Here is a 23,461-nt window from a genome sequence, read left to right as displayed (position 1 = left end):
GGCCTTGATGACGCCCTATCTGCAGACGCTGATGGGCTATCCGGTGGTGACGGCCGGCATCGTCATGGGGCCGCGTGGACTTGGTACGATGGCCTGCATGTTTCTGGTCGGCAGGCTGGTCGGCAAGGTGGATACGCGCTGGCTGCTCTTGACCGGTCTGCTCATCACCGCCTGGGCAATGTATGACATGACCGGCTGGACGCCTGATGTCTCGCAATGGACGATCATCAGCACAGGCTTCATCCAGGGCGCGGGGCTCGGCTTCCTGTTCGTTCCGCTGACCACCATCACCTTTGCCACGCTGGCGCCGGAACGGCGCGCGGAAGGCACCGGACTGTACAATCTGTCGCGAAACATCGGCTCCAGCGTCGGCATATCGGTGGTCACCGCGCTGTTGACGCAGAACGTGCAGATCAACCACGCCAACATCGCCACCTATGTGACGCCCTACAACCAGGCGTTCAGCAACCCGGCGATCTTCCAGGCGATGAACCCTTACAGCGCCGCCGGCCGTGCCGCGCTCGACGGCGTCGTCACACTGCAGGCGACGATCATCAGCTACATGAACGACTTCAAGCTGATGATGATCCTGTCGCTTGCCGCCGTTCCGCTGCTCCTGCTCCTGCGCAAGCCGTCGCATCCTGCCGAAGTGGATCACAATGCTGTCATGGAGTGATCCCGCGGATCCGAATTCGGCCCGACGTTCAAGTGGAGAAGATTGGTCTCCAACGCCGTTCCCGACCGCGGCGGGGGCTCCTGATTCCGAAGAGTGGTGTGCTCTCGCCAATGACAACGCCGTTAAACGCTGGAGCATCGAAACTCAAAGCAGTCGCGGCCAGCTCCTGGTCTCTAGCCGACCGTCGGTTTCGCGTCAGCCTTGATCGCAGCAAGGCGAGGCCGCTCAGCGTTCGAATGCGTCGCGGTGGCCTAAGGCGGCCGACCTTGCGCAGCATACGCATGATGCCGCTCCCCAAAGCCAATCGCGCGAATTGCCCCGAGGTCCAACGATGCTGCACATTGATCCCACCATACCGGCGACGGTACTGACGCTTTCCAGAAACAAAACGGTGACAATGCGCGTCCGCGAAACGAGCCTCAAGGAGGCTATCAGTTTCGTCATGGAACGCCTGCCAAAGGTGGAAAGGCCACGTTCTCTCATCCGGACACCGACCCATTCACTCTATTTTGCAGAAATCGAAGCCCTCTACATGCGCGCGGAATTTCTCGATGCGAACGCCGACAGGGCGGCAGGGCGGGAGTAAGCTTATGGCTGCGTTCCCGCCTCCTGGCCCATGTCTTACCACGCTTGCCCAAGAGCTGCGGCAGACCGGTGCGGCTTGCCTAGTGCTCTGCACGAAGTTCCTGGGCGCGGTTCGATCAGTCTGCCTGGCTCTAACATCAACTTAGCAAGGAGGTGAGGTGCTATGGACAATGCCTATGTGTCCGCTGTCGCAGCTCTCGCAGGTTCGGCGATTGGTGCGATAGCTTCATTCGCGACGACCTGGCTAACTCAGCACGGGCAGGCGCGTGCCCAACGCGTGACTCAAGCGATAGCTCGCCGCGAACATCTGTATGGAGAGTTCATCGACGAAGCTTCGAAATTGTTCACAGATGCCCTATCCCATGAGTTCGACGATCCATCAAAAGTTATCCGCCTTTACGCATTGACCGGGAAATTGCGGCTCTTCGCCTCTGTTGACGTCGTCTCGAAGGCTGAGGCGGTCATGCAACGCATTGTCGAAATCTACGACCGCCCCAATTTAGATTTTCGCAATCCGGACAGCAGGCGGGCCGACGAGGTCGATTTGCTTCGCGCGTTCAGTGATGCGTGTCGAGAAGACTTAAACGCTTAGATCGTGGCCGACGGCCCAGTTCGCTGCTAGAGACGCGCCCTAACGTTCAGGCCGCTAGCTCGCAGCTGAAAAGCCTCGGGCTCTCGCCATGGGATGTAGTTCGTGCCGTCCAAGCACAGAATGCTCAGGCGGCAACGCTGTATGTGAATCGGGTGGAGCTCGGTCGGGCCAAGATCTTCCATGTGAGCACCTTTGCAAGGCCGGATCGGCCGCTATACGGGGGTGCTCCCTTGACGTTGTCGAGCTTACGCGTCGGAGGGTTCACGGGAAGTGGGCAGGAAGCTGAGACCGACCAGCACGGGCGGCACCACGAAGCACCAGGTCGGAGAGGCGACGAAGGCGAGCGCTGCGGCCGCGCATCCGATTGCGAAGCTGAGGAGGCTGGTTGCCATGCGCTTCAGCCGTTCCTTGACCTCGAGCGCGTGGTCGCTTGCCGTACCGGACATGAGGTCGGCGAGATCGATCATGATCTGCGTCGTCGTGCCGGTCATGAGCGTCGTCGGCGGCAGCTTGGAAAGATGGGCGCGATGCAGCCCGTTCTGGATCGCCATGGCCGTTACGAGGGTCATCCCGATGGCGATTGCGGCAGGCGAGTCGCCATTCGAGACAGGGCCGTGAACGAAGGCGGCGATGGCGGCGATCGTGAACAGCACAAGCTTCAGGGTGAGGAGTGTGACGATGGCTCTTCGTCCTTCGAGCTTAAGGCGCAGCGCTAGCGCACTCGACAGCAGGACAACGATACAGAAGACCGGCAATGCGAGCAGCTTCGCGACCACGCCAGTCGTACCGAAGGCAAGCGCAGCGCCCAGCGTCACGAAATTCCCCGTCACATGGGCAGTGAAGAGGCCGGCAAGGGCGAGGAAGCCCATTGTGTCGACGTAACCGCCGTTGAGACCGAGAAGGACGCCGAGCGATGGTCTGGTCATGAAGATCTCCGCATACGCAATGTTCCCGTGACGCATGCCGAGTTCGCAGCGTGTGGAATGGCGTTCGACGGCATGGTTGTCCTCGTTGCAAAGGATTGATGCTCGGTGCCCTGACGGCGAGCATTCTGTGCTTGCGCTTTTCTCCGTGAGGCGCACTGGATCACCCCTCGAAATTCAAGGCTTGTAGGAAGCGTCCGCGCTTTTGACGTTTCTCGCAGGATTGTTGAGCGTTCAGCAGAGGGTGCTTGGACGACACCCGAACACATTCGACCCCTCAATGGCGAAAGCGTTTCAACCGTCCACGTGTGGCGCTCGGTTCACCTTCTTCGCCACGTCAGGGCCGTTCGCCGCGATTGGCTGGTCCAAATGGATTGGGGCGGCTCGCATGTCGATCACGCATGGGACGTCAAAAAACCCATTGCTTTGTACAAGCACCCAACACCCGCCTGTGGTCAAAGGATCTCTCGTAAGCAGCGCCAGGCGGCGAGACAGTTGAGGAGTGACTTCCCGCAAGCCCCTATCGCTTGTCGCAAGCTGCTTGAGAGAGGAAGGATCCATGACGACAGTCCGGACCGCATGGTCATCGGAAGGCAGCTTGTCCCGGTCATTGTCTTCCTGCCTTGCCGATTCAGCCCGTTCTGCCATCGCCATGCGCATCCTGCAGCAGGTCTACAACCCTTTGCGCAGCTCCAGAAGAGCGCTCGCGCGAATGATCGCGTTTTGCCTCTGCACAAGCCAGCTCACCGCATGCATTGCAGCCTTTCCGCGCGATAGCGTGCCCCAGCAATTTGCGTCGGCGGCCGAGCCGCCCGGCTATCAGCGCGACATCCGGGTCTGGGGAGATTCCTACGCCAGCTATCCGGCCGGCCGGCTCGTCCGGCTACGCGACGAGCGACTGAAAGCGTCCAAGACCGATCCATCCATAAATATGAGGGAACTAAACGCTCTTACACTGTCGGGTGGTGGCAGCAGCGGCGCCTTCGGAGCGGGGCTTCTTGCCGGCTGGGCGAAAGCCGGGACCAGGCCAAAGTTCGACATCGTCACGGGGATCAGCGCCGGCGCGCTCATCGCACCCTTTGCGTTCCTGGGGCCAGCCTATGACGGCGAGCTCAAGGAGGGTTTCACCGAGGTTAGCGACGCAAATATCTATAAAAGGTACAGTTTTCTTGGAGCGCTCTCGAGCGGTTCGTTCACCAGCAATGCGCCGCTCGCCAAGATGCTCGACGAACACATCACTGACGCCGTGCTTGCGGCGATCGCCAGCGAGTACGCCAAGGGACGCCGCCTGTTTATCGGGACGACCAATCTCGATGCAGACCGCGCCGTCATCTGGGACATGGGGGCCATCGCGGCCAGTGGGCGGCCGGACCGCAAAAAACTGTTTAGCGAGGTCATCCTCGCCTCCACGTCCGTTCCCGGCATCTTTCCACCCGTCAATCTGGAAGTGACCGCAGCCGGCAGGACCTATCACGAGATGCATGTCGACGGCGGCACTGCCAACGAGGTCTTTCTCATGCCTGCAGGGCTGACGCTCGGCGAACTCGACAAGACCTTCCACACCAGGGTCAGGGCGCGGCTGTACGTGATCCGCAACGGTCGAACCACGCCGGAGTACAGCTCGGTCAAGGCCACCCTGCCGGATATTGCCGAGAAGGCGGTCTCGTCGCTGATCAAGACGCAAGCCATCGGCGACGTCTATCGGCTCTACGCAGACGCCGAACGTGATCGGATTGACTTCAACTACATAGACATCCCGGCCGACTTCACCGTTGAAGCCAAGAGCCCGTTCGACAACAGGTTCATGCGTGCGCTGTACGCAGAAGGCTACGAGATGGGTCGCAACGGCGTGCATTGGAAAAAAACTCCGCCTGGATTTTTGAGGTGAGCCTACCGGGGAGGAGTGGTGATGCGTCGACGGCTTTCGAAGCCACGCGTCCCGACGAGCGGCAGGCTCATTTCAGAGAGCGGGCCGAGACGACAGACACGATGACAATCGCCATCAAGCATTGTCCAGACCAAACGGAGACACACGGTGTCGGACATGTCGCGTGACCCGATAGGCAAAACTTTAGATTCGACCGATCAGTCGTCGCCGCCCGGTCGCGTTGCGACGGTCGCCCGTCTTGAAGTGCTTGGAGCTTCGGACCGAAGCCTTGGAAGCCCTCAAACCGAATTGCGGCAATCGGATCCTCGCGCGCCCACACCAGTACAACTCGCCGCCGAGCCGCCCCAAACCTCGAAAATGGCGGCGATCATTGTTGCGCTCAGCGTGCTGGCGATCGTCGGTTTGTCATTGTGGTATCTCGTTCGCCCGCAGCCACTGCTGGTGCAAGGCGAAGCCGATGCCACCCGCTTTGACATCGCGGCTCGCGTCGATGGCAGGGTCGGACAGCGGCCGGTTTCGCGCGGCGACAATGTCACGGCCGGGCAACTGCTGGTGGCGATCGATAATCCGGAGCTGTTGACGCAGCTTCGCGAGGCGCAGGCAGCAAGGGTCGTCGCTCAGGCCGACTTCACGCGCATCCAGGTCGGCACCCGTGCCGAGGAGATCGCGGAACGTAAGGCTGCGGTCGCGTCAGCGCAGGCCAGTCTGACGCTTGCCCAGCAGACTTATGACCGGGTCAAGCAGGTTACCGAGGGGGGGTTCGAGTCTGTCGAGAAGCTCGACGAGGCGACCGCTTCGCTTGATGTGGCGAAGCGAACCCTGGAGCAAGCACAGCTCGCCTATCAAGAAGCTGTCGCAGGACATACCCCTGAAGAACGCGGCGTTGCGCAAGCGGCTGTCGCCAAGGCTGAGGCCGCGATCGCGACCCTGCAGGCGCAGGCTAACGAAATGACCGTCAAGGCGCCGATTGCCGGGCAGGTCTATCAGGTCGGGGCGGAGGTTGGCGAATATGTATCGCCTGGGGTGCCATTGCTCTCGCTGGTGGACCTCAGCGACGTCTGGGTGCATTTCGATCTGCGCGAGGATCTGGTCAAGGGTCTGAAGATAGGTGACCGGTTCACAGTCAAAATCCCGGCGCTTGGCGACATGCCCGTAACAGTCGAGGTGCGGACCATCGCAACCCGCGGCGAGTATACCGGATGGCGCGCAACACGCGCGACTGGCGACTTCGATCTCAGGACCTTTGCGGTGCGGGCCTATCCAGTCGACAAGCTTCCCAACCTTAGGCCCGGCATGAGCGCCTACGCGGATTGGAACGAGGCGCACTGATGAGGAGAACCCGTCGCTTTGGCATTGTCGATGTCGCTCTCCGCGAGGTGACCTGGATCTGCCGTGACAAGGTAGCCCTGCTGCTCGTCGTCGTCATCCCGTTGATTGCCTTTGCGATCCTTTCCGCCACATTCAGCAATGCCGTTATCCGTGACCTGCGTGTCGACGTGGTCGATCAGGATAAGTCGAAGACATCCGAGGCCTTCGTGCTGGCGATCAGCTCGGCACCGAGCGTTACCGTGGCGAGACGTTCCTCCGACCTTAATGGAGCCACGCATGCCATCCGCTCCGGTGAGGCCATCGCTGCGGTCTATATCCCTGTGAATTTCGAACGCGACATCATGGGTGGGCGCCGCCCGCAAGTCGTGATCTTCTCCAACAAACAGTTCTTCACGCCCGGCAACGTCGCCTCGAGTTCGCTGCAGTCGGCGCTATCGGCAGCCGTCGCCGACCTGCCGGCAGGGCCGCGCAGCGCTGCCTTCGCGCTGGGTCCACTTGTCGTCGAACAATACGTTCTCACAAATCCGGCTCTGAACTATGCGCAGTTCTTGTTGCGAGCGATCCTGCCGACCGTTCTCCATATCGTGATCGCACTTTCAGGCGGCTATGCGGTCGGCTCCGAGTTCGGATCGCGCAACATGCGGGACTGGCAGGCGACGGCCGGCGACAGCATGCTCATCGCGCTCGTTGGCAAGCTGGCACCCTATTTCGGCATCTTCCTGGTCATGATGGCCCTCGGGCTCGGCATCATTCACGGTATTTTTGAGATACCTTTCCGCGGCGACCCTGTGCTGGTGGGCGCCGGCGCTTGCCTGATGATCATTGCCTATTTGTCGCTGGGCGCGCTGCTGCAGCTTCTCGCAAGAAACCTTGCCCTCGGTCTCAGCCTTACCGGCATCATCTGTTCGCCGGCGTTCGGCTTCGCCGGGGTCGGCTTTCCTGTGTTGGCCATGAATCTCTTCGCCCGCACCTGGGGTGCAATCCTGCCGCTACGCTGGTACATCCAGATCCTGTTTGACCAAGCGGCCCGTGGCGTTCCGGCAAGGGATTCAGCCGAGCCTTTCATGATGCTGGGCGGATTGGCAGTCATCTATTTCAGCCTAACCTGGCTGAGACTGCGTGCCATCGGTCACGACCCGCTGCCGAAATCGGCCGAACCCTCTCAGCACCAGGGGCCGGCCAGGATCGGCATTGCTCGAGCATTCACCGACGAATACAGCAGAGTCATCCGTGACCGCAGCGCCTTCGGCCTGATTGTTCTGGCACCTATCATCTACGGCGTGTTCTACCCGCAACCCTATCTTAGCCAACTTATCAAGGACATCCCCATTGCCGTCGTGGATGGGGATTCTTCCGACGTTAGCCGCACGATCATCCAGGCAATCAATGCCGACGAAGCGGTGAAGGTGGCGCTTCGGCCGGCCACGTTGGCGGACGCGCAGGCGGCGCTCGCACGTCGGGAGATCTTCGGCATCCTGAGCATTCCGGCAGGAACTGAGCGCGAGATCCTGAAGGGCGATCAGGCCAGACTCCCTGCCTATGTCGATTCAGCCTACTTCCTGCTTTATAACCGGACGCTGGAGGGCATTCAGGAAGGAGTGGGTGCGGTCGCGACAGATCTTGCGGCGCGCAGCGCCCGCCCGGATGGAAGTCTCTATCGGGCAGCTCTTGCAACGACCTCGCCTGTGGAGATCTTGAATCAGCCTCTGTTCAATCCCACCGGCGGCTACGGCAGCTACATCGTCCCGGCCGCTTTTATGTTGATTCTGCAGCAGACGCTGCTGATGGGCTCGGCGACGCTGGGTGGGGTGGCCTATGAGCAGGGCGGACGCAGCGCTCGCCGTCGTCGTGGCGCCGTGTCAGCGGTGATCGGTCAAAGCCTCGCGCATCTGCTGCTGACGTTGCCGGGCTTCGCGCTATTCCTCGTCGTGCTGCCGAGGATCTATGGTTTCTCGGCAAACGATCATGTGCTCGACCTGACCGTCATGGCCATTCCCTTCATTCTCTCGGTCAGCCTGCTCGGGCAGTTCGTCGGCAGTTGGTTCAAGCGGCGCGAAACGGCGGTTCTTCTGTTTGTTGCGGTCAGTCTTCCGATGTTTTTTCTGGTCGGCGTCGCATGGCCGCAGGAAGCGATCCCGCCAATGCTTCGGACGGTCAGCTTTATCCTTCCAAGCACCTCCGGGATCGATGGCTTGGTGCGGGTCAACCAGATGGGGGCGAATTTGCCGGACGTCTCGAAGGACTGGATGCGGCTGTGGATACTGACAGGCGTCTACGCAATCCTTGCGATCGCGTCAGCCAGAATCAATGCGGCTTGGAGGGCGTCCGATGCTGGCTAGACCTCCATATATTTTTGCAATGGTACTGGCTGCAGGCGCGATGGTTTGCAGTGTCTGGGACGCGTCGGCAGAACAGGCGAACCCGCCGATCGCAGGCATGGTTCGGCAGACCGAGATTCGCATCGCCCCCGACGCTACGGGGCGTCTGGTGTCGGTGGCCGTCATTGCGGGCCAGCACGTCCACAAGGGTGATCTGCTTGCCGCGCTTGACGACCCTGAACTGACAGCATCTGTCGGCGAGGCCAAAGCCGCCGCATCGAGCGCCAAAGCACAACGAGATAAGGTCTATTCGGGCGTGCGGGCGGAAGAGGTGGCAATCGCGAACCAAGCGATCCAGACGTCGCAAGCCGACCTTCTGCTCGCCCAGCAACAGTATGACCGCGCATCGGCACTTGCCGGCAAGGACTTCGCCAGCAAACAGACGCTCGACACGAGCAGGGCCTCCCTCGCGAAGGCGAAAGCTGATCTTGATCTCAAGCAGGCGCAAGCGGCGGAAGCAAGCGCGGGTCCTACCGCCGAGGAGCGTGCTCTGGCGGACGCTCAGGTGGCGTTGGCCGAGGCGACAGTCACGGATATCGAGGCCAAGTTGGACAAGACCAGACTGACCGCACCGATGGATGGCACGATAGGGATCCGCGTTGCCGAACCTGGCGAGATCATCGGCCCGGGAAAGCCGGTGATGACGTTGGAAGTGGATGGTCAGGCCTGGTTCGCGTTCACCCTGCGTGAAGATGATCTACGCGAACTGACGCTCGGCAAAACGGTAGCACTGACGGTGCAGGGCGGTCGTCAAATCGACGCTCGCGTGACGGAACTGCGTCCATTGGGGGAATTCGCGACCTGGCGCGCGGCCCGCGCTGTCGGCGACCATGATCTCAATTCCTTCCGATTACGCCTTGATCCAAGCGGCAGTGCCGAAGGGCTGGAGCCCGGCATGACTGTTTGGCTCACCCCCAACCGTAGGTCCCCGAGGTTCGTCGGATGAGGTCGGTCGTGGCCGCGAAAGGAAGGCCCGGAAAGTCGTCGGCTTGGCGCGCCATACTCAGCAGAGCAATCGTCCGCGACCTTCCGGTCGAGGTGGTCGATCGAGACGGATCAAAAGTCTCTGGAAGGTTTGTGGACGCGATCCGTTCGTCTCCCGGGGTCAAGGTAACAATGCGCTCCTACGACCTCTGCGAGGCCAAAACCGCCGTGCGTTTCGGCAAGGCTGTTGCCGCAGTCTACATTCCTGAAAATCTCGAGCGGAACATCCTGCGCGGGCAGCGGCCGCACGTCACCGTCTTCTTCAACCAGCAGTTCTTCGCAGCTCGCAATATGACTTCCAACCCAATTCAGGAGGCAGTCTTAACCACCACCGCGGATATCGAGGCGGACCTGCACTGCGGGACTTTCATACCGGGTCCTCTTGTCGTTGAACAATATGTGGCTCCCAATCCCATGGTTAACTACGCACACCTATCCGAAATCATAGCGGATCCCACCGTCCAGACCGGCGTGCTTGCTGCGGCGGGCGCACTGGTTACACGCATTCTACGCCGCGGCCGCCAGACCCTGCGTCTGGTCGGTCAGCTGGGATTCTTTTTGGTGCTTACGGCGCTGCTGCTGTATCACGGGATCATCCCGTATGAGGTCGATCCGGCCGACGTCTCAAGGGTGCAGCTGGTGTTCCTAGATATCATCAAGGTGGTCTGGTGGATCAATGCCGCATGGTCGCTGATCGGCTTGGTTCGCGTATTTCTCATCCTCGAACATCAGCCCCGTGAGGGGCGGCTTCTCCAAGATCTTGTTGTAGGTGTCATCTACGTAGCTGCATTCCTCTCGATCATCGCCTACGTATTCAACGCCCCGGTCGGAACGCTGATAGCCACATCAGGCGCGGTCGCCATTGTCCTTGGCCTTGCCTTGCAAAGCACTTTGGGCGACGTCTTCTCGGGCATAGCACTCAACCTCGCCAAGCCCTACAGGATCGGCGACTGGCTTGTGCTGAGCGGCGGCATCGAAGGCAAGGTGGTCGAGACGAATTGGCGGGCCACCCACCTTCTAACGGGCACAAACGACCTGGTGGTCGTCCCCAACAGCGACCTCGCGAAGGCAAGGCTGACTAATGTCAGCAGTCCCCAGCGGAGCCACGGCGTGACGCTCTCAGTCCGTTTTCGGCCGAGCACAGGGCCGTCCACGATGGCCGATGTGATGCGCGCGGTCCTCTTGAGCAGCAATTCGATATTGGCGCAGCCGGAGCCGAGTGTACAAATCCTGTCGCTGGACGGAGGCGCGGTGGAACTGGAGCTTGCCTTCAGTGTTGGAGACAGAACCCTCGCCAGCAAGGCAAAGAGCGAAGTGTTCGACCTGATCTTCCGTCATGCGAAGGCAGCCGGACTCACTCTCGCCGCGCCTGTGGAATCTGTCGGTCCGGCATTCCCGGAACCGAACGCGATTGAGGTGCCGTTCGGCTTCCATACCACGCCAAGGCGGCTTCTGGACGCGATCCCGTTATTTGCTTCGCTGACCGAGAATGAGAAGGACGCGCTCGCCTCGACGATGACGCGCCAGACTTTCCGAAAGGGTGAAACCCTCGCGGAACAGGGCGAGGTGCTGAAGTCGCTTATGATTGTGCGCAGCGGCGTGGTGGCCGTAAATCGGCGCGAGGGCGCGCGCGAGATGGAACTGGAGCGTCTTGCGCCGGGAGACTGCTTCGGCGAAGCCGGTCTTCTGACAGGCGCCGGTGAGTTCGGCTGCATTGACGCTCTCACCTTCGTCGTCGTTTATGAGATCACCCAAGAAGGTCTGGCGCCACTGATGCGGGATCGCCCTGCGATCGCCGACGAGCTGGCTTTGCTTCTCTCGAAGCGGAGCGCATCAGAGCGGCGTCGGCTCGGCAGAGGCGACAGCGCGGATCCCGCTACAACGATACCGCCGTTACGCGCGCGCATCAGGCAGCTTTTCAATCTTTCACTTTGACCAATCAATCCTTGGTCGCCGACGAATGTTGCTTCCATCGAAAGGTCAGCAATCCTGCGAGAAGCGTCCAAAGCACAGACGCTTCCTACAAGCTTTGCACCCACTTGGTGGTGCAGGGTCGATCGCGCCTTCTGCCGGTTGCGCGCGCATCGGCAACTCGATCCGCCGAAACGGAAGCGAAATCATCGCCGACAGTTCGCCGAGAAACACCCGAGTTCAACATAGGAGAACCCCCCGCCCCCTGGTCCTTGGCGGAGGTTTTCCTGCGATAGGTGAGGAAAGCTGTGAGCAAAACTGCATCCGAATATTTGGTCGAAACCCTTGAGAAAACGGGGGTGAAGCGCGTCTATGGGGTGGTCGGAGACTCACTCAACGGCTTTACCGATGCGCTGCGGCGGCGAAAGTCAATCGATTGGATTCATATGCGCCACGAAGAGGCCGCAGCCTTTGCGGCCGGGGCTGAAGCTCATCTTACCGGAGGCCTTGCAGTGTGCGCCGGTAGCTGTGGTCCAGGCAACCTTCATCTGATCAACGGCCTGTTTGATTGCCAACGCAACGGTGTGCCGGTTCTGGCAATCGCGGCCCACATCCCCAGCAGCGAAATCGGGATCGATTATTTCCAGGCGACACATCCGGAGAACCTGTTCAGAGATTGCAGCCACTATGTCGAGTTGGTTTCCAATCCCAAGCAGCTTCCACAGATTTTGAAACGGGCCATCCGGGTCGCCATCGCTAAGCGAGGTGTTGCAGTCGTTGTACTGCCTGGGATGTCGCGCTGATGAAAATTGATGCCGATGTGCCGGAATGGATAGCGCCCACTGCACCCGTCCTGCGGCCAAGCGAGGTCGATATCGGGCATCTGGCAGACTTTCTCAACAACGCATCGCGGGTAACCCTATTCTGCGGCGCCGGGTGTGCAGGCGCCCATGCAGAGGTCATCGAACTCGCCCGCAAACTGAAGGCCCCGATCGTTCATGCCTTTCGCGGCAAGGAGTTTGTCGAATACGACAACCCTTACGACGTCGGAATGACAGGCCTAGTCGGCTTTGCATCCGGCTACGCGGCCATGAAGAACTGCGACGCCCTCTTGATGCTCGGCACCGATTTTCCATATCGGGCGTTCTTTCCGGCGCATGCAAAAATCGCTCAAGTGGATGTGCGCCCTGAAGCGCTCGGCAATCGCTGCTCGCTTCATCTTGGCCTGCTCGGCAACGTCAAGGACACGCTCGAGGCCGTGCTGCCTTCGGTCGAGGAGAATACGGATTCCAGTCATCTCAGCAATGCGCTGATCGACTACAGGAGAGCGCGCAGAGATCTCGATGCCTTGGCGGAAAGTGGTCCAAACAGCAACATCATCCATCCCCAATATGTCACCCGCCTGGTCAGCGAATTGGCGGCGGATGATGCGATCTTCACCTGCGATGTAGGAACGCCGATCATCTGGACGGCGCGCTATCTTAAGGTCAACGGCAGGCGGCGTATTATCGGCTCGTTCAATCACGGATCGATGGCCAATGCGATGCTGCAAGCGATCGGCGCACAGGCGACCTATCCGGATCGCCAGGTCATATCAATGTCGGGCGACGGCGGCTTCAGCATGATGATGGGAGATTTTATCACGCTGACCCAGATGGGGCTTCCGGTAAAGGTCATCGTCCTCAACAATGGAACGCTCGGCTTTGTCGAGATGGAGATGAAAGCGAACGGATTTCTGGATACAGGCTGCGATCTCAGAAACCCCAACTTTGCCCTGATAGCGGAAGCCACGGGTATCCGCGGCATCAGGGTTGAGAAGCCGCAGGAGTTGAAGGGCGCCATCGAGGCAGCATTGGCGCACAAGGGACCGGTTCTCGTCGACGTGGTGAGTGCTCGACAGGAGCTTGCCATGCCCCCCAAGACCACGCTGGATCAGGCCTATCATTTCGGGATGTACACTATGAAGGCGGTTCTGGACGGCCGGGCGACCCAGCTTGTCGACCTTGCCAAGGTAAATCTCTCTCGCTGACTGTGGGAGTAGGAGAGCAGAGCCACGATCGCAACCAGCGTCCGCTCACCAGTCAAGGCTGCTTCTGCGCCCGCCGCATAACCTATTCGTGGCGGACGCGCACCCAAGAGACGTTGCGGCGCCTACGCAGGATTCAGTCAAGCCATTGAAGGAGCCGCCCACGAGACCGTAGGCGCCTGTCGCGTCATGAGGTCGGCGACTGTGCGCCATGTGCTTTGAACATCGACCGAGCAGCCAGAAAGACCTGCGAGAAACGTCAAAAGATCAGATGCTTCGTACAAGCCCTGAATCTTGAGACGTGATCATATGCTACCCACAGAAAGCAGACTTTGCGACGCTCTCGATGGAGAGAAGCCATGGCTGACAATCTCAACACGACGTCCGGGCAGCGCGTTACTGATGACAACATTGCCCCGCCGGTAGTTCCTGATCCGCGCTTATTGCTCACCTCCATTGTTCACGATTTCAACATATTGCTGACGCCGATCGTGTCCGTCCTTGAGGAAATGCAAGGTCGCGGAGCCCTGACGGCGCGGCAACTGAAAAAGATTGACGGCGCGATTTACTGTGCCTTTCGAGCCAAGACGTTGGCACGGCAACTGCTCGATTTTGCAAGCCCCCGACCAGTCAAGCTCGCTGCGGTCGATGTCGGTCGGCTTCTAGAACGACTTGAGGCACCGCTTGCAAGCTTGTTGTCGACGCACATTCGCCTTGACGTCGACATCGCCCCGGATCTTCCCGAGGCCTTCATCGACCAGCAGCTGATCGAGCGGGCTTTGCTCAATCTTGTTTTGAACGCCCGTGACGCGATGCCGACCGGAGGACGTGTGACGATCGCTGCTGAGCAGGATTGTCTGTCGAGCGGTCGGGCGCTGGGAAGCGCTTCGATGATCCGCCTGACAATCTCAGACAGCGGCATCGGAATGGATGAGGCGACCCTGAAAATGGCGGGCGAGCCGAACTTCTCGACCAAGACAAATGGAACGGGCCTCGGCCTCGCGACTGTCAGGCAACTTATGGAGCGTCAAGGCGGCGGGCTGTCGATCGCCAGCGCGCCTCATCGCGGCACCACCATCGACCTGTGGCTGCCGGTGATGTCGGCGTCATTCGCCGACTAGCGTTGTCTATCAACAGGCAGAAAGGAGAACGTGCAATGGATGTCCGCACTCTGATCATCAAACTTGGTTCGACCACCAGGGACTTCTTCTGGCCGCGCTACCGACCGGAGCTGTACTACATGCGAGGGGCTGGACCGGCTACTGCGCGCCGTGCCGCGTTGGTTCAGTCGCGCCAGGTGCATACCCTGGGCGAAGAGCAGCGGCAGCTTCTCTTGGCGACGCGCTCACGCCTGCCAGGCCAGCGCTGCGTCTAGGGCCTTGAGCGCACTACGCCGAGGGCATGCAATTTGATCCCCCTCCATGGTCTCCAAGCCCGCCACCGTCCGAACGCCGAAAGCACGTTCCGCTACATCGCGACCCAACCATTGGAGCAAGAAATGAAAGTCACCATTCTCGCCGTCGCCACGCTCTTCCTGTTAGGTGGAACCGTCTTTGCTGCGAGCGATCATTATGGATCGCAAGAAGTGCAAGGACCCGCGACAATGTCCTACCCGACGCACACCTTTTCCAATGAGATTGGCAATACCGGCGACCTGCAAAACCTGCAGAAACCTCCGGCAACCAAGGACGGATATGGTCGCGGTATTTGGGGCAGGTAACCTTTGAATGAACCCGGGGACCTGGTCACACTTGGCCCTCCCTATCGGCTAGCGGGTGGCCGGCTGTCGGCTGCTCGTTAGCTGCAGAGAGGCACCTCTGTCGATTTGTGGGCGCCGATGTTGTCGGCTTCTCTCGCTGAGCAGGCTAAGCGAGCGCGCCAAAGGTGATCCCCACTGGCCTCTGCCAGTACCTCGCAATCCCAAGGCTTCCTGCCTGGCGAACAGCTCCTTAAATCGGCGCGATTGAATGTGGCAGTCCGCTTCGGGTCACAGCAAGTCCCTACAAGAAAGCGGCGCCTCTCTCGAGCTATTCGATTGAATGGTCTTCAGGTCGGCCAGTTGCACGACCCCAGCTAATCATGAGGTGATGAGCTATGTTGGCTGTAACTGATGCCTCTGAGAACGCCGTCGACGGTGAAGGCTCACGCCCCCAGCGACCGCGGGTCGTCATCCTGGGCGCCGGTTTTGCCGGAGTGGCCGCGGCGCGGACCTTGAAAAGGTCCGATGCGGACGTGGTTCTGATCGATCGCCGCAACCATCATATCTTCCAGCCGCTGCTCTATCAGGTGGCGACCGCAGTGCTTTCACCATCCGAGATCGCGGCGCCGATCCGACAACTTGAGGCGAAGCAAGCCAATTTGGATGTAATGCTCGCCGACGTCGTCGACGTCGATACGATCCACCGCACGGTCGACACCCTCTGTCCCGGGATCGGCATTCGCAAGGTGCGGTTCGATTTCCTCGTGGTCGCTACGGGCACGCGTCCGAGCTATTTCGGCCACGACGAATTCGCGGCCTTCGCACCGGGCATCAAGAATCTCAGCGACGCCGAGGCGATCAGAACCAAGATCCTGAGCGCATTCGAAATGGCCGAGGCGACCGACGATGAGAACGAGCGCGCCCGCCAGATGAATTTTGTGCTCGTCGGTGCCGGACCGACCGGTGTCGAACTCGCGGCATCGATTGCGCAGATGGTGAAGGTCACGCTGCGTGGGAATTTCAGGCAGATCGATCCGGCTACCAGCACCATCATCTTGATCGAGGGAGGCGACCGGGTGCTTCCGAGCTTTGCTCCGTCGCTGTCGAAAAAGGTCGCCAGACATCTCGCCAAGCTCGGCGTGAAGGTTGCGACTGGTGTCAAGGTCGACCGTGTCGACGCACAGGGTGTGATCGCGGGGGGCGAAAGAATCCCCAGCGCGACCGTGTTGTGGACGGCAGGCATGGTCGCATCGCCCATCATCCAGCTGCTCGGCGCCAAAACGGACCGGGCGGGCAGGGCACTGGTCGAGCCTTCCCTCAACTTGCCAGGTGAACCAAGCATATTCGTGGTCGGCGACGCAGCGTCCATACAGCAGGACGGGCGACCCGTGCCCGGCGTCGCGCAAGCGGCCATCCAGCAAGGGCGCTATGTAGGCCGTGTGATCTCCGACCAGATCAAGGGGCGCAAACCAAAGCGCGCGTTTCGGTATCGAAACAAAGGCAACATGGCAGTCGTCGGCAAGAACTTCGCCATTCTGGAAGCCGGTCATCTGAGGACGAGCGGCTTCCTCACCTATTTCATATGGGCTTTCGTCCACCTGCTCGCTCTACCCCAACTTCAGAACCGTTGGCGGGTGCAATCGCAATGGCTGTGGTCGTATCTGACCGGTCAGCGCAGCTCGCGGCTGATTTCTGAAGCCCCACGACCCACAAATGCCCCGGTCGCGACCAAAGAAACTACGGTGCCGTGATTCGTCCCGTGCGCGAAAGCGAAGATCTCTCAAGGCAGCCACGCCACTGGTCTGGCGTGTCTTCGCCTGGCTACGGCGACTTCTTTGCCGCGGCAATTGCGCGGCTTAGCGAGGAACAACGCTACCGGGTGTTCGTCGAGATCGAGCGAATTGCTGGCTCCTATCCCCTTGCCATCTGGCAGTCTCCGGAAGGCCCCCGGGAGGTTGTGGTCTGGTGCTCGAACGATTACCTCGGGATGAGCCAGCATCCGGTTGTTGTGGGTGCCATGTGCTCCACCGCGAACAGGGCGGGAGTGGGCGCTGGCGGGACGCGCAATATAGCCGGAACAAGCTCGCCGATCGTCGAGCTCGAGCGTGAAGTTGCCGATCTTCACGGCAAGACGGCAGCCTTGGTTTTCACCTCGGGCTACGTGTCGAACCAGACGGGCATTTCGACTATTGCAAGGCTGATCCGGAACTGTCTGATCCTGTCGGACGAGTTCAATCACAATTCCATCATCGAGGGTGTCCGCCAGTCCGGCGCGGAAAAAATGATTTGGCGCCACAACAACATGGCAGATCTGGAAAGGCTGCTAACGGCGGCGGGGCAGGGGCGCCCGAAGCTAATCGTGTTCGAAAGCCTCTACTCCGTGGACGGCGATGTCTCTCCGATCTCAGAGATCTGCGAGCTAGCCAAAACGCACAGTGCCATGACCTACTGCGATGAAGTTCACGCAGTCGGACTGTACGGTCCGCGGGGCGCTGGAGTAGCGGCACGCGAAGGCGTCATGCACCGCATTGACGTGATCGAAGGAACTCTTGCAAAAGCTTTCGGCTGTCTCGGCGGGTACATTGCTGGCAGCAGGAATCTGATCGACGCGGTTCGCTCATACGCGCCCGGCTTCATTTTTACGACCGCCCTTCCTCCGCCGATCTCAGCGGCAGCGACCGCGGCGATCCGGCATTTGAAGACCTCCGATCGGGAGCGCTTCCATCACCGAAAGCGCGTTCATGAGGTAAGATCACATCTGGCCAATGCCAGTCTGCCGGTTGGACACACCGACACCCACATTATTCCTCTATTTGTCGGCGATCCCGAGAAGTGCAGGGCGATCAGCGATTTGCTGTTGAGCGAGCACAGCATCTACATCCAACCGATCAACTTCCCCACGGTTCGGAGGGGAACAGAGAGGCTTCGGATAACCCCGTCACCTTTGCACAATGACCGCATGGTCGGCGAACTTCGTGATTCGCTGGTAGACGTATGGTCCCACTTGGGATTGCCTCTAGGAGACGATCTTCCAGCGGCAGAGTGACAATCGTTGGGATCGCAATCAGCGCGCAACCTTGCTGCCACAGAGCGGGGCGGAGCATTCATGGCCGTGAATGCGGTTCGCATCGTGGCACTTCGCGCCAACCTCCTGACGCTGGTGAGTATGGTTTCCGGTCTCGTCGTGGAACGATCGCCGGACCGGTAGCGCGGAGGATAGATCTCTCGAGCCAGTTGCTTTGACTTGCCGTCGAAACAAACAAGCCGGCGCATGTCGATCAAATCCAGCGACGACCGGTCGCGATAAGCTTCTGCTGCAACCGATTAAAGTGCGCGGCAGCTTGCAGGAGCACGGCAATGACCAAGAAGCCCATGATCGACGATGGTTTTGACCGAGCGAGGCTCAGGGAAGTCGCCAACCACCTGACCAATGGCCTGATCGATCAGCTGCACGAGATCCTAGAACACACCGCGCAGGAAAACCTGAAGGGCGCCCGAAAATGCAGCCAGACGGCGCTAAATGTGTTGCAGGCCGCTGCAGTCCTCAGGACCGTCCACTGCTACGCCTACATGACATCCAGGCGGCTCCAGCACATCGTGTCACTCATGCAGCTGGCGGAGGGGGTGGGTGACAAACCCGACTACCTTGAGCTCTGTGACCGCGAAGGTCCCGGCTGCGACTGTGAGATAGTGTGCAAACACAAGCCGAAGCACCTTCGTACCGAGGGTGAGAAGGCGTTCGCTGACGCCGAGCTGCGGAGCCGTCAGTTCTTTCAGAACGAACCGCCGAACGGATAGCGGAATTGGATCTCCGGCTGATGGCCCAAGTCTAGATACGGAATTCAAGGGCGACATAGCGGTTCTCGCTGTTCATCCGCCATCCGCAAGGCCGGCTATCCGACTGCCCGGTTTCAAGACGGAAGCTTATCTCCCGATGTCCTCGCGACTGCCGAGCCGGGGCGCTGCCTCCGTCCTCCTCGTCAATCCGGACTGGCGCGCCGCGGGCGGTGGCTGATGCAGCGGACCCTGTCCATGCCCCGCGTTCACAGACCCTGCCGCTCCGGTGCAACTCCGCAACCGAAGCAAGTTCGGCTCAGATGATAAGGATTGGGGGCACAGGTGTCCTACCCGCCGCAGAGTTCTCCAAGAAGAAAGCGCTGGCTGAAGCCATAGTCCCACTCACACTTCATTCCGAGAGATCGGGACAATCGAGCAGGAGAACGAAGGATGGCAATGGCAGTCGCAACCAAGGAAGACAAGAAGGCGAAGCCTTTGCCGGCGCCGAACAGCGACTTCTACCAGCTCGCCGATGTCCTGACCCCCGACGAATCGGCGGTGGTCAGGAAGGTGCGGACCTACATGGAGAGCAAGGTCCAGCCGATTATCAACAAATACTGGTCCGACGACGCATTTCCCTTCGAGCTGCTACCGTCTTTCAAGGAACTCGGCCTCGGCGGCCTAGGATATGAGGGCTACGGTTGCGCCGGCGGCAGCCAGAAGCTGTTCGGCTTCGTCGCAATGGAGTTGGCACGCGTCGACGCGTCATTCTGCACCTTCTTCGGTGTTCACAGCGGCCTCGCCATGGGCTCGATCTATCTCGACGGCTCCGAGGAGCAGAAGCAGAAGTGGCTGCCGCCGATGGCCCGCTGGGAAAAGATCGGCTGCTTCGGCCTGACCGAGCCACTGGTCGGTTCGGGCACGAGCGGAGGGTTGACCACGACCGCCAAACGCGAGGGCGACACGTGGGTGCTCAATGGCCAGAAGCGCTGGATCGGCAACGCGACATGGTGCGACGTTTCGATCATCTGGGCGCGCGACCTCGCCGACAATCAGGTGAAGGGCTTCATCGTCGAGAACAAGACGACGCCGGGGTTCAGCGTCGAAAAGATCGAACACAAGATCGCACTCAAGGTCGTCCAGAACGGCCAGATCACACTGCAGGATGTCCGCATACCGGAATCCAACCGCCTGCAGGGCGGCAACTCGTTCCGCGATACCGCGCGCGTGCTGCGGATGACGCGCTACATGGTCGGCTGGGCCTCGACCGGCATCCAGATGGGTGCTTTCGAGGCGACACTGAAATACACGCAGGAGCGTCTGCAGTTCGGCAAGCCGATCGCCTCGTTCCAGATGGTGCAGGATATCCTGGCCAAGATGCTCGCCAACGTGACGGCGTGCCAGTGCCTGATGGTCCGCCTGGCGCAGATGGATGACGAAGGCAAGCTCGCCGACCACCACGCCTCGTTGGCCAAGGCCTTCTGCACGGCAAAGTCACGCGAGACGGTTTCGTGGGGCCGCGAGCTGCTCGGCGGCAACGGCATCGTTGCCGACTACAATGTCGCGCGCTTCTTTAACGACGCCGAAGCGCTCTACTCATACGAAGGCACCTATCAGATGCAGAATCTGATCGTCGGCAAAGCCATCACCGGCCTCGGCGCATTCGTGTGAGCAGCGGCGAGCCAGGGTCGCTCCCCCCACCTGGCTCGCCCCCCCTTCCTGAACAGGAGATTCATCATGGCCGTTGAAGCGGCGGGCCTGGCGCTCGCAAACGTCCTCTATGAGAAGAAGGGCGCTATTGCCTACGTCACCGTCAATCGCCCAAAGGTTCTCAACGCGCTCAATACGCCGACGTGGTCAGATTTGGGAAAGGCCTTCGCGGACGCTCGCGACGATGCCGCGATACGTGGCGTCATTCTGACGGGTGCCGGCGACAAGGCTTTTATCGCGGGCGCCGACATCAGCGAGCTTGCACAGGTCTCAGCGTTCGAGGCTGAACAGTCCAGTCGCTTCGGGCAGGGGGTGCTCGATCTCATTGAGAATCTCGGCAAGCCGGTGATTGGAGCCGTGAACGGATTTGCGCTCGGCGGCGGCTGTGAGACGGCGATGGCCTGCACCATCAGGATCGCGGTGGAAACGGCGAGGTTCGGCCAGCCGGAAGTCACACTGGGATTGGTACCCGGTGGCGGTGGAACGCAACGACTGCCGCGGCTAGTCGGCAAGGGCCGCGCCCTTCAGCTCATCCTCTCCGGGGAGATGATCACAGCCCAGGAGGCGCATCGGATCGGACTGGTCAACGAGATTGTTCCGGCCGCCGCACTGATCGCACGCGCCGAGTCGATCCTGCACAAGATAGCCGCCAACGCTCCGATCGCCATCAGGTTCGCGCTCGAGGCGGCAAACAAGGGGATGGAGACGAGCCAGGGCGAAGGCCTGCTGCTCGAGGCCTCCTACTTCGGGCTGTGCGCCGCAACCGAGGACAAGAAGGAGGGCACGACCGCCTTCCTCGAGAAGCGCGCGCCACAGTTCCGTGGACGCTGAACAAACCCTCAGAAAGGACAGCCCATATGGCAACCGACAACATTTTCACCGGGCTGAAGGTAGTAGACCTGGCCAGCTTCATCGCGGGCCCAGGCGCCGCGGTGATCCTGTCCGACTTCGGCGCCGACGTGATCAAGGTCGAGCCGCCGACCGGCGATACATGGCGGATAGGATATAAGATCCCGCCGCAGCCCCGAGCAAAAGACAACTATCCCTGGCATCTCAACAACCGCAACAAGCGCGGATTGGCGCTCGACCTGAAGTCGCCCGAAGCGTGGGAAGTTCTGCGGCGGCTGGTTGAGTGGACGGACGTTCTGATTGTTAACACACCACATCCAGCTCGCGAAAAACTGAAGCTCGGCTACGAGGACCTGGCGCCGTGGAATCCACGTCTGATCTATGCAGACGTTACCGGCTATGGCGACAATGGACCTGACGCCCAGCTCCCGGGGTTCGACATCACGGCCTACTGGGCACGAAGCGGACTGCTATCATTGACACGAGATGCCGGTGCCCCGCCGACATTGCCAGTAGCAGGCAGCGGCGACCATGCGACGGCGGTCAGCCTCTACTCCGCAATCGTCACGGCACTCTACCGGAGGGAACGCACCGGAAAGGGCTCGTACGTCACCACCTCGCTGCTCGCCGCTGGCGTCTGGGCTAGTGCTGTCACTGCACAGGCCGCGCTTGCCGACGCCACCTTCTTCCCATTGCACGATCGTGCCAATCCGCCAAACGCGACCTTCAACGTCTATCGGGCAGCTGATGACACATGGTTCGTAATCGTGCTGACGCCCGACAAGTGGCCGGCTCTGGTCAACGGGATTGGCCGTCCGGATCTGTTGACGGATGTCCGGTTCGCCGACCCTGCAAAACAAGCCGCGAATTCAGGGCAGCTCACTGCGATCCTGGATCCGACTTTTGCCGCGCAGCCGATGGCACATTGGCGCGAAGTCTTCGAGCAAGCCCATCTCACCTTTGGCGTGGTGCAGGCGCCTGCCGACGTGATCAAGGATCCGCAACTCAGAGCGAACGATATCGTGGTGCCGCTCGAAGGCGCCGGCGGTAACCTTGATTTCACGATTGGCAGCCCCCTCCAGGTGCACGGCGTTGCCAAGGCTTCGGCCAGACGGGCACCCGAGCTCGGCGAACACAGCGAAGAAATCCTCAAGCAGCTCGGCTTCAGCTCTACGGAGATCGACGGGCTGCGCACCAACGGCACCGTTCCGAAGGCACCAGGACGCGCCGCCTAGAGCTAGGTACCGCAGCTATTGGATGGTCGGAGACTGAAGACGATGGATGACATAGCTACTGAACGATCCGAAGGCATACTTCGCGTCGAACTGAACCGACCGGCAAAGATGAATGCGATGACTTCGAGCATGTACACGAAGCTCGCGAATATCTTCAATGATGCCGCCAAGGACGAAGACATACGTGTCGTGCTTTGGCACGGTGCGGGAGATGCATTCAGCGCCGGCAACGATATCCAGGACTTTCTGAAGAATCCTCCGGGTGCTGGAGAATCTCCTCAGGCTCGACTCATGAATGCGCTGGCTGATTTCGGCAAGCCGATCGTTGCGGCCGTACGAGGCGCCGCGGTCGGTAGCGGAACCACCGTGCTGTTGCACTGCGATTTCGTCTATGCCGGCGAAAGCGCCAGGTTCCAGATGCCTTTTATCAACCTTGCCGTGGTGCCGGAATTTGGCTCGAGCTACGCCATTCCGGCTGCGATCGGGCACATCCGTGCAGCCGAGTTGATTTTGCTGGGATCGGCGTTCGATGCCAGGCGCGCCACGGAGTTGGGATTGGTCACGCAGGTCGTGCTCGATGAGAACCTGCTGCCGGTGGCGACCGACACGGCGCGCAAGCTGGCAGCGAAACCGGCTGGTGCGCTGCAAGCGTCCAAGCGACTTCTGAAGCGTCCCTTTCGCGAACAGATCAAGGCGGCAATGCGGGCCGAGAACGAGGCCTTCAGCGCTCATGTCCGCTCCGAGGAGGCGAAGGAAGCGCTGACAGCCTTCCTGGAAAAGCGTCCTCCCGACTTCACCAAAACCAGAAAGCCTTTAGCGGCCGTGTAGGCCGTTGGGGACGAACGAACTTGCAGGATGCGGCGCTTCGGCATCGCAGCCCTGAGCTTGTGAAAGGAAGA

General features: G+C 60.4%; 19 protein-coding genes and 1 pseudogene. 19 read left to right on the top strand and 1 reads right to left on the bottom strand.

Annotated features, from left to right (window positions below; genetic code table 11):
- The 3 genes from AC0ZT5_RS20990 to AC0ZT5_RS20980 form a co-directional block, all read left to right on the top strand.
- The coding region (locus AC0ZT5_RS20990; RefSeq protein WP_488497978.1) for an MFS transporter at positions 1–676 on the top strand (676 nt) is incomplete at its 5' end.
- Positions 677–1,007: 331 nt separating this feature from the next.
- Positions 1,008–1,262, top strand: a complete 255-nt coding sequence (locus tag AC0ZT5_RS20985; RefSeq protein ID WP_488497977.1) for a hypothetical protein — start codon at positions 1,008–1,010, stop codon at positions 1,260–1,262.
- A 162-nt stretch (positions 1,263–1,424) separates the two neighbouring features.
- The gene (locus tag AC0ZT5_RS20980) at positions 1,425–1,853 is read left to right on the top strand and encodes a hypothetical protein (protein ID WP_488497976.1); all 429 of its coding nucleotides are present in this window, start codon (positions 1,425–1,427) and stop codon (positions 1,851–1,853) included.
- A 245-nt stretch (positions 1,854–2,098) separates the two neighbouring features.
- Here the strand turns inward: AC0ZT5_RS20980 and AC0ZT5_RS20975 are convergent, their stop codons facing one another.
- Positions 2,099–2,779: a DUF1275 family protein gene (locus AC0ZT5_RS20975; protein ID WP_488497975.1), complete on the bottom strand. Its 681-nt coding sequence runs from the start codon at positions 2,777–2,779 to the stop codon at positions 2,099–2,101.
- A 556-nt stretch (positions 2,780–3,335) separates the two neighbouring features.
- Between AC0ZT5_RS20975 and AC0ZT5_RS20970 the strand changes: the two genes are divergently transcribed.
- From AC0ZT5_RS20970 to AC0ZT5_RS20895, 16 genes and pseudogenes are all read left to right on the top strand, one after another.
- Positions 3,336–4,664: a patatin-like phospholipase family protein gene (locus AC0ZT5_RS20970; protein WP_488497974.1), complete on the top strand. Its 1,329-nt coding sequence runs from the start codon at positions 3,336–3,338 to the stop codon at positions 4,662–4,664.
- A gap of 156 nt (positions 4,665–4,820) precedes the next feature.
- Positions 4,821–5,993 (top strand): HlyD family secretion protein, encoded by a 1,173-nt coding sequence (locus AC0ZT5_RS20965; RefSeq protein WP_488497987.1) that lies wholly within the window; start codon positions 4,821–4,823, stop codon positions 5,991–5,993.
- Positions 5,993–8,332, top strand: a complete 2,340-nt coding sequence (locus AC0ZT5_RS20960) for an ABC transporter permease (RefSeq protein WP_488497973.1) — start codon at positions 5,993–5,995, stop codon at positions 8,330–8,332. Before AC0ZT5_RS20965 ends, AC0ZT5_RS20960 begins: the two co-directional genes overlap by 1 nt.
- Positions 8,322–9,317 carry an HlyD family secretion protein gene (locus AC0ZT5_RS20955; RefSeq protein WP_488497972.1) on the top strand — a complete coding sequence of 332 codons (996 nt, stop codon included), beginning with the start codon at positions 8,322–8,324 and terminating at the stop codon, positions 9,315–9,317. Before AC0ZT5_RS20960 ends, AC0ZT5_RS20955 begins: the two co-directional genes overlap by 11 nt.
- Positions 9,314–11,290 (top strand): mechanosensitive ion channel domain-containing protein, encoded by a 1,977-nt coding sequence (locus tag AC0ZT5_RS20950; RefSeq protein WP_488497971.1) that lies wholly within the window; start codon positions 9,314–9,316, stop codon positions 11,288–11,290. The genes AC0ZT5_RS20955 and AC0ZT5_RS20950 overlap by 4 nt, the downstream gene beginning before the upstream one ends.
- A gap of 284 nt (positions 11,291–11,574) precedes the next feature.
- Positions 11,575–13,295: pseudogene (poxB, locus tag AC0ZT5_RS20945) on the top strand (ubiquinone-dependent pyruvate dehydrogenase).
- 356 nt (positions 13,296–13,651) lie between these two features.
- On the top strand, positions 13,652–14,413 hold the full coding sequence (locus AC0ZT5_RS20940) for an ATP-binding protein (RefSeq protein WP_488497970.1): 762 nt from the start codon (positions 13,652–13,654) through the stop codon (positions 14,411–14,413).
- A gap of 35 nt (positions 14,414–14,448) precedes the next feature.
- Positions 14,449–14,667: a hypothetical protein gene (locus tag AC0ZT5_RS20935; protein WP_488497969.1), complete on the top strand. Its 219-nt coding sequence runs from the start codon at positions 14,449–14,451 to the stop codon at positions 14,665–14,667.
- Positions 14,668–14,790: 123 nt separating this feature from the next.
- The gene (locus AC0ZT5_RS20930; protein ID WP_488497968.1) at positions 14,791–15,012 is read left to right on the top strand and encodes a hypothetical protein; all 222 of its coding nucleotides are present in this window, start codon (positions 14,791–14,793) and stop codon (positions 15,010–15,012) included.
- A 374-nt stretch (positions 15,013–15,386) separates the two neighbouring features.
- Entirely contained in the window at positions 15,387–16,742 is a 1,356-nt protein-coding gene (locus AC0ZT5_RS20925) for an NAD(P)/FAD-dependent oxidoreductase (protein WP_488497967.1), read from the top strand.
- A 56-nt stretch (positions 16,743–16,798) separates the two neighbouring features.
- Positions 16,799–18,037, top strand: coding sequence for a 5-aminolevulinate synthase (gene hemA / locus AC0ZT5_RS20920; RefSeq protein WP_488497986.1), 1,239 nt, complete (start codon positions 16,799–16,801; stop codon positions 18,035–18,037).
- Positions 18,038–18,348: 311 nt separating this feature from the next.
- Entirely contained in the window at positions 18,349–18,789 is a 441-nt protein-coding gene (locus AC0ZT5_RS20915) for a hypothetical protein (protein ID WP_488497966.1), read from the top strand.
- 429 nt (positions 18,790–19,218) lie between these two features.
- Positions 19,219–20,439 carry an acyl-CoA dehydrogenase family protein gene (locus AC0ZT5_RS20910; protein ID WP_488497965.1) on the top strand — a complete coding sequence of 407 codons (1,221 nt, stop codon included), beginning with the start codon at positions 19,219–19,221 and terminating at the stop codon, positions 20,437–20,439.
- Positions 20,440–20,505: 66 nt separating this feature from the next.
- Positions 20,506–21,309 carry an enoyl-CoA hydratase-related protein gene (locus AC0ZT5_RS20905; RefSeq protein WP_488497964.1) on the top strand — a complete coding sequence of 268 codons (804 nt, stop codon included), beginning with the start codon at positions 20,506–20,508 and terminating at the stop codon, positions 21,307–21,309.
- Between the two features lie 26 nt (positions 21,310–21,335).
- Positions 21,336–22,562, top strand: a complete 1,227-nt coding sequence (locus tag AC0ZT5_RS20900) for a CaiB/BaiF CoA transferase family protein (RefSeq protein ID WP_488497963.1) — start codon at positions 21,336–21,338, stop codon at positions 22,560–22,562.
- Positions 22,563–22,604: 42 nt separating this feature from the next.
- Positions 22,605–23,390: an enoyl-CoA hydratase gene (locus tag AC0ZT5_RS20895; protein ID WP_488497962.1), complete on the top strand. Its 786-nt coding sequence runs from the start codon at positions 22,605–22,607 to the stop codon at positions 23,388–23,390.
- Positions 23,391–23,461 lie beyond the last annotated feature (71 nt).

Source organism: Mesorhizobium sp. CNPSo 4670 (assembly GCF_057784235.1).
The sequence above is the reverse complement of the archived record's forward strand: the minus strand, read 5'-3'. Positions and strand labels throughout refer to the sequence as shown.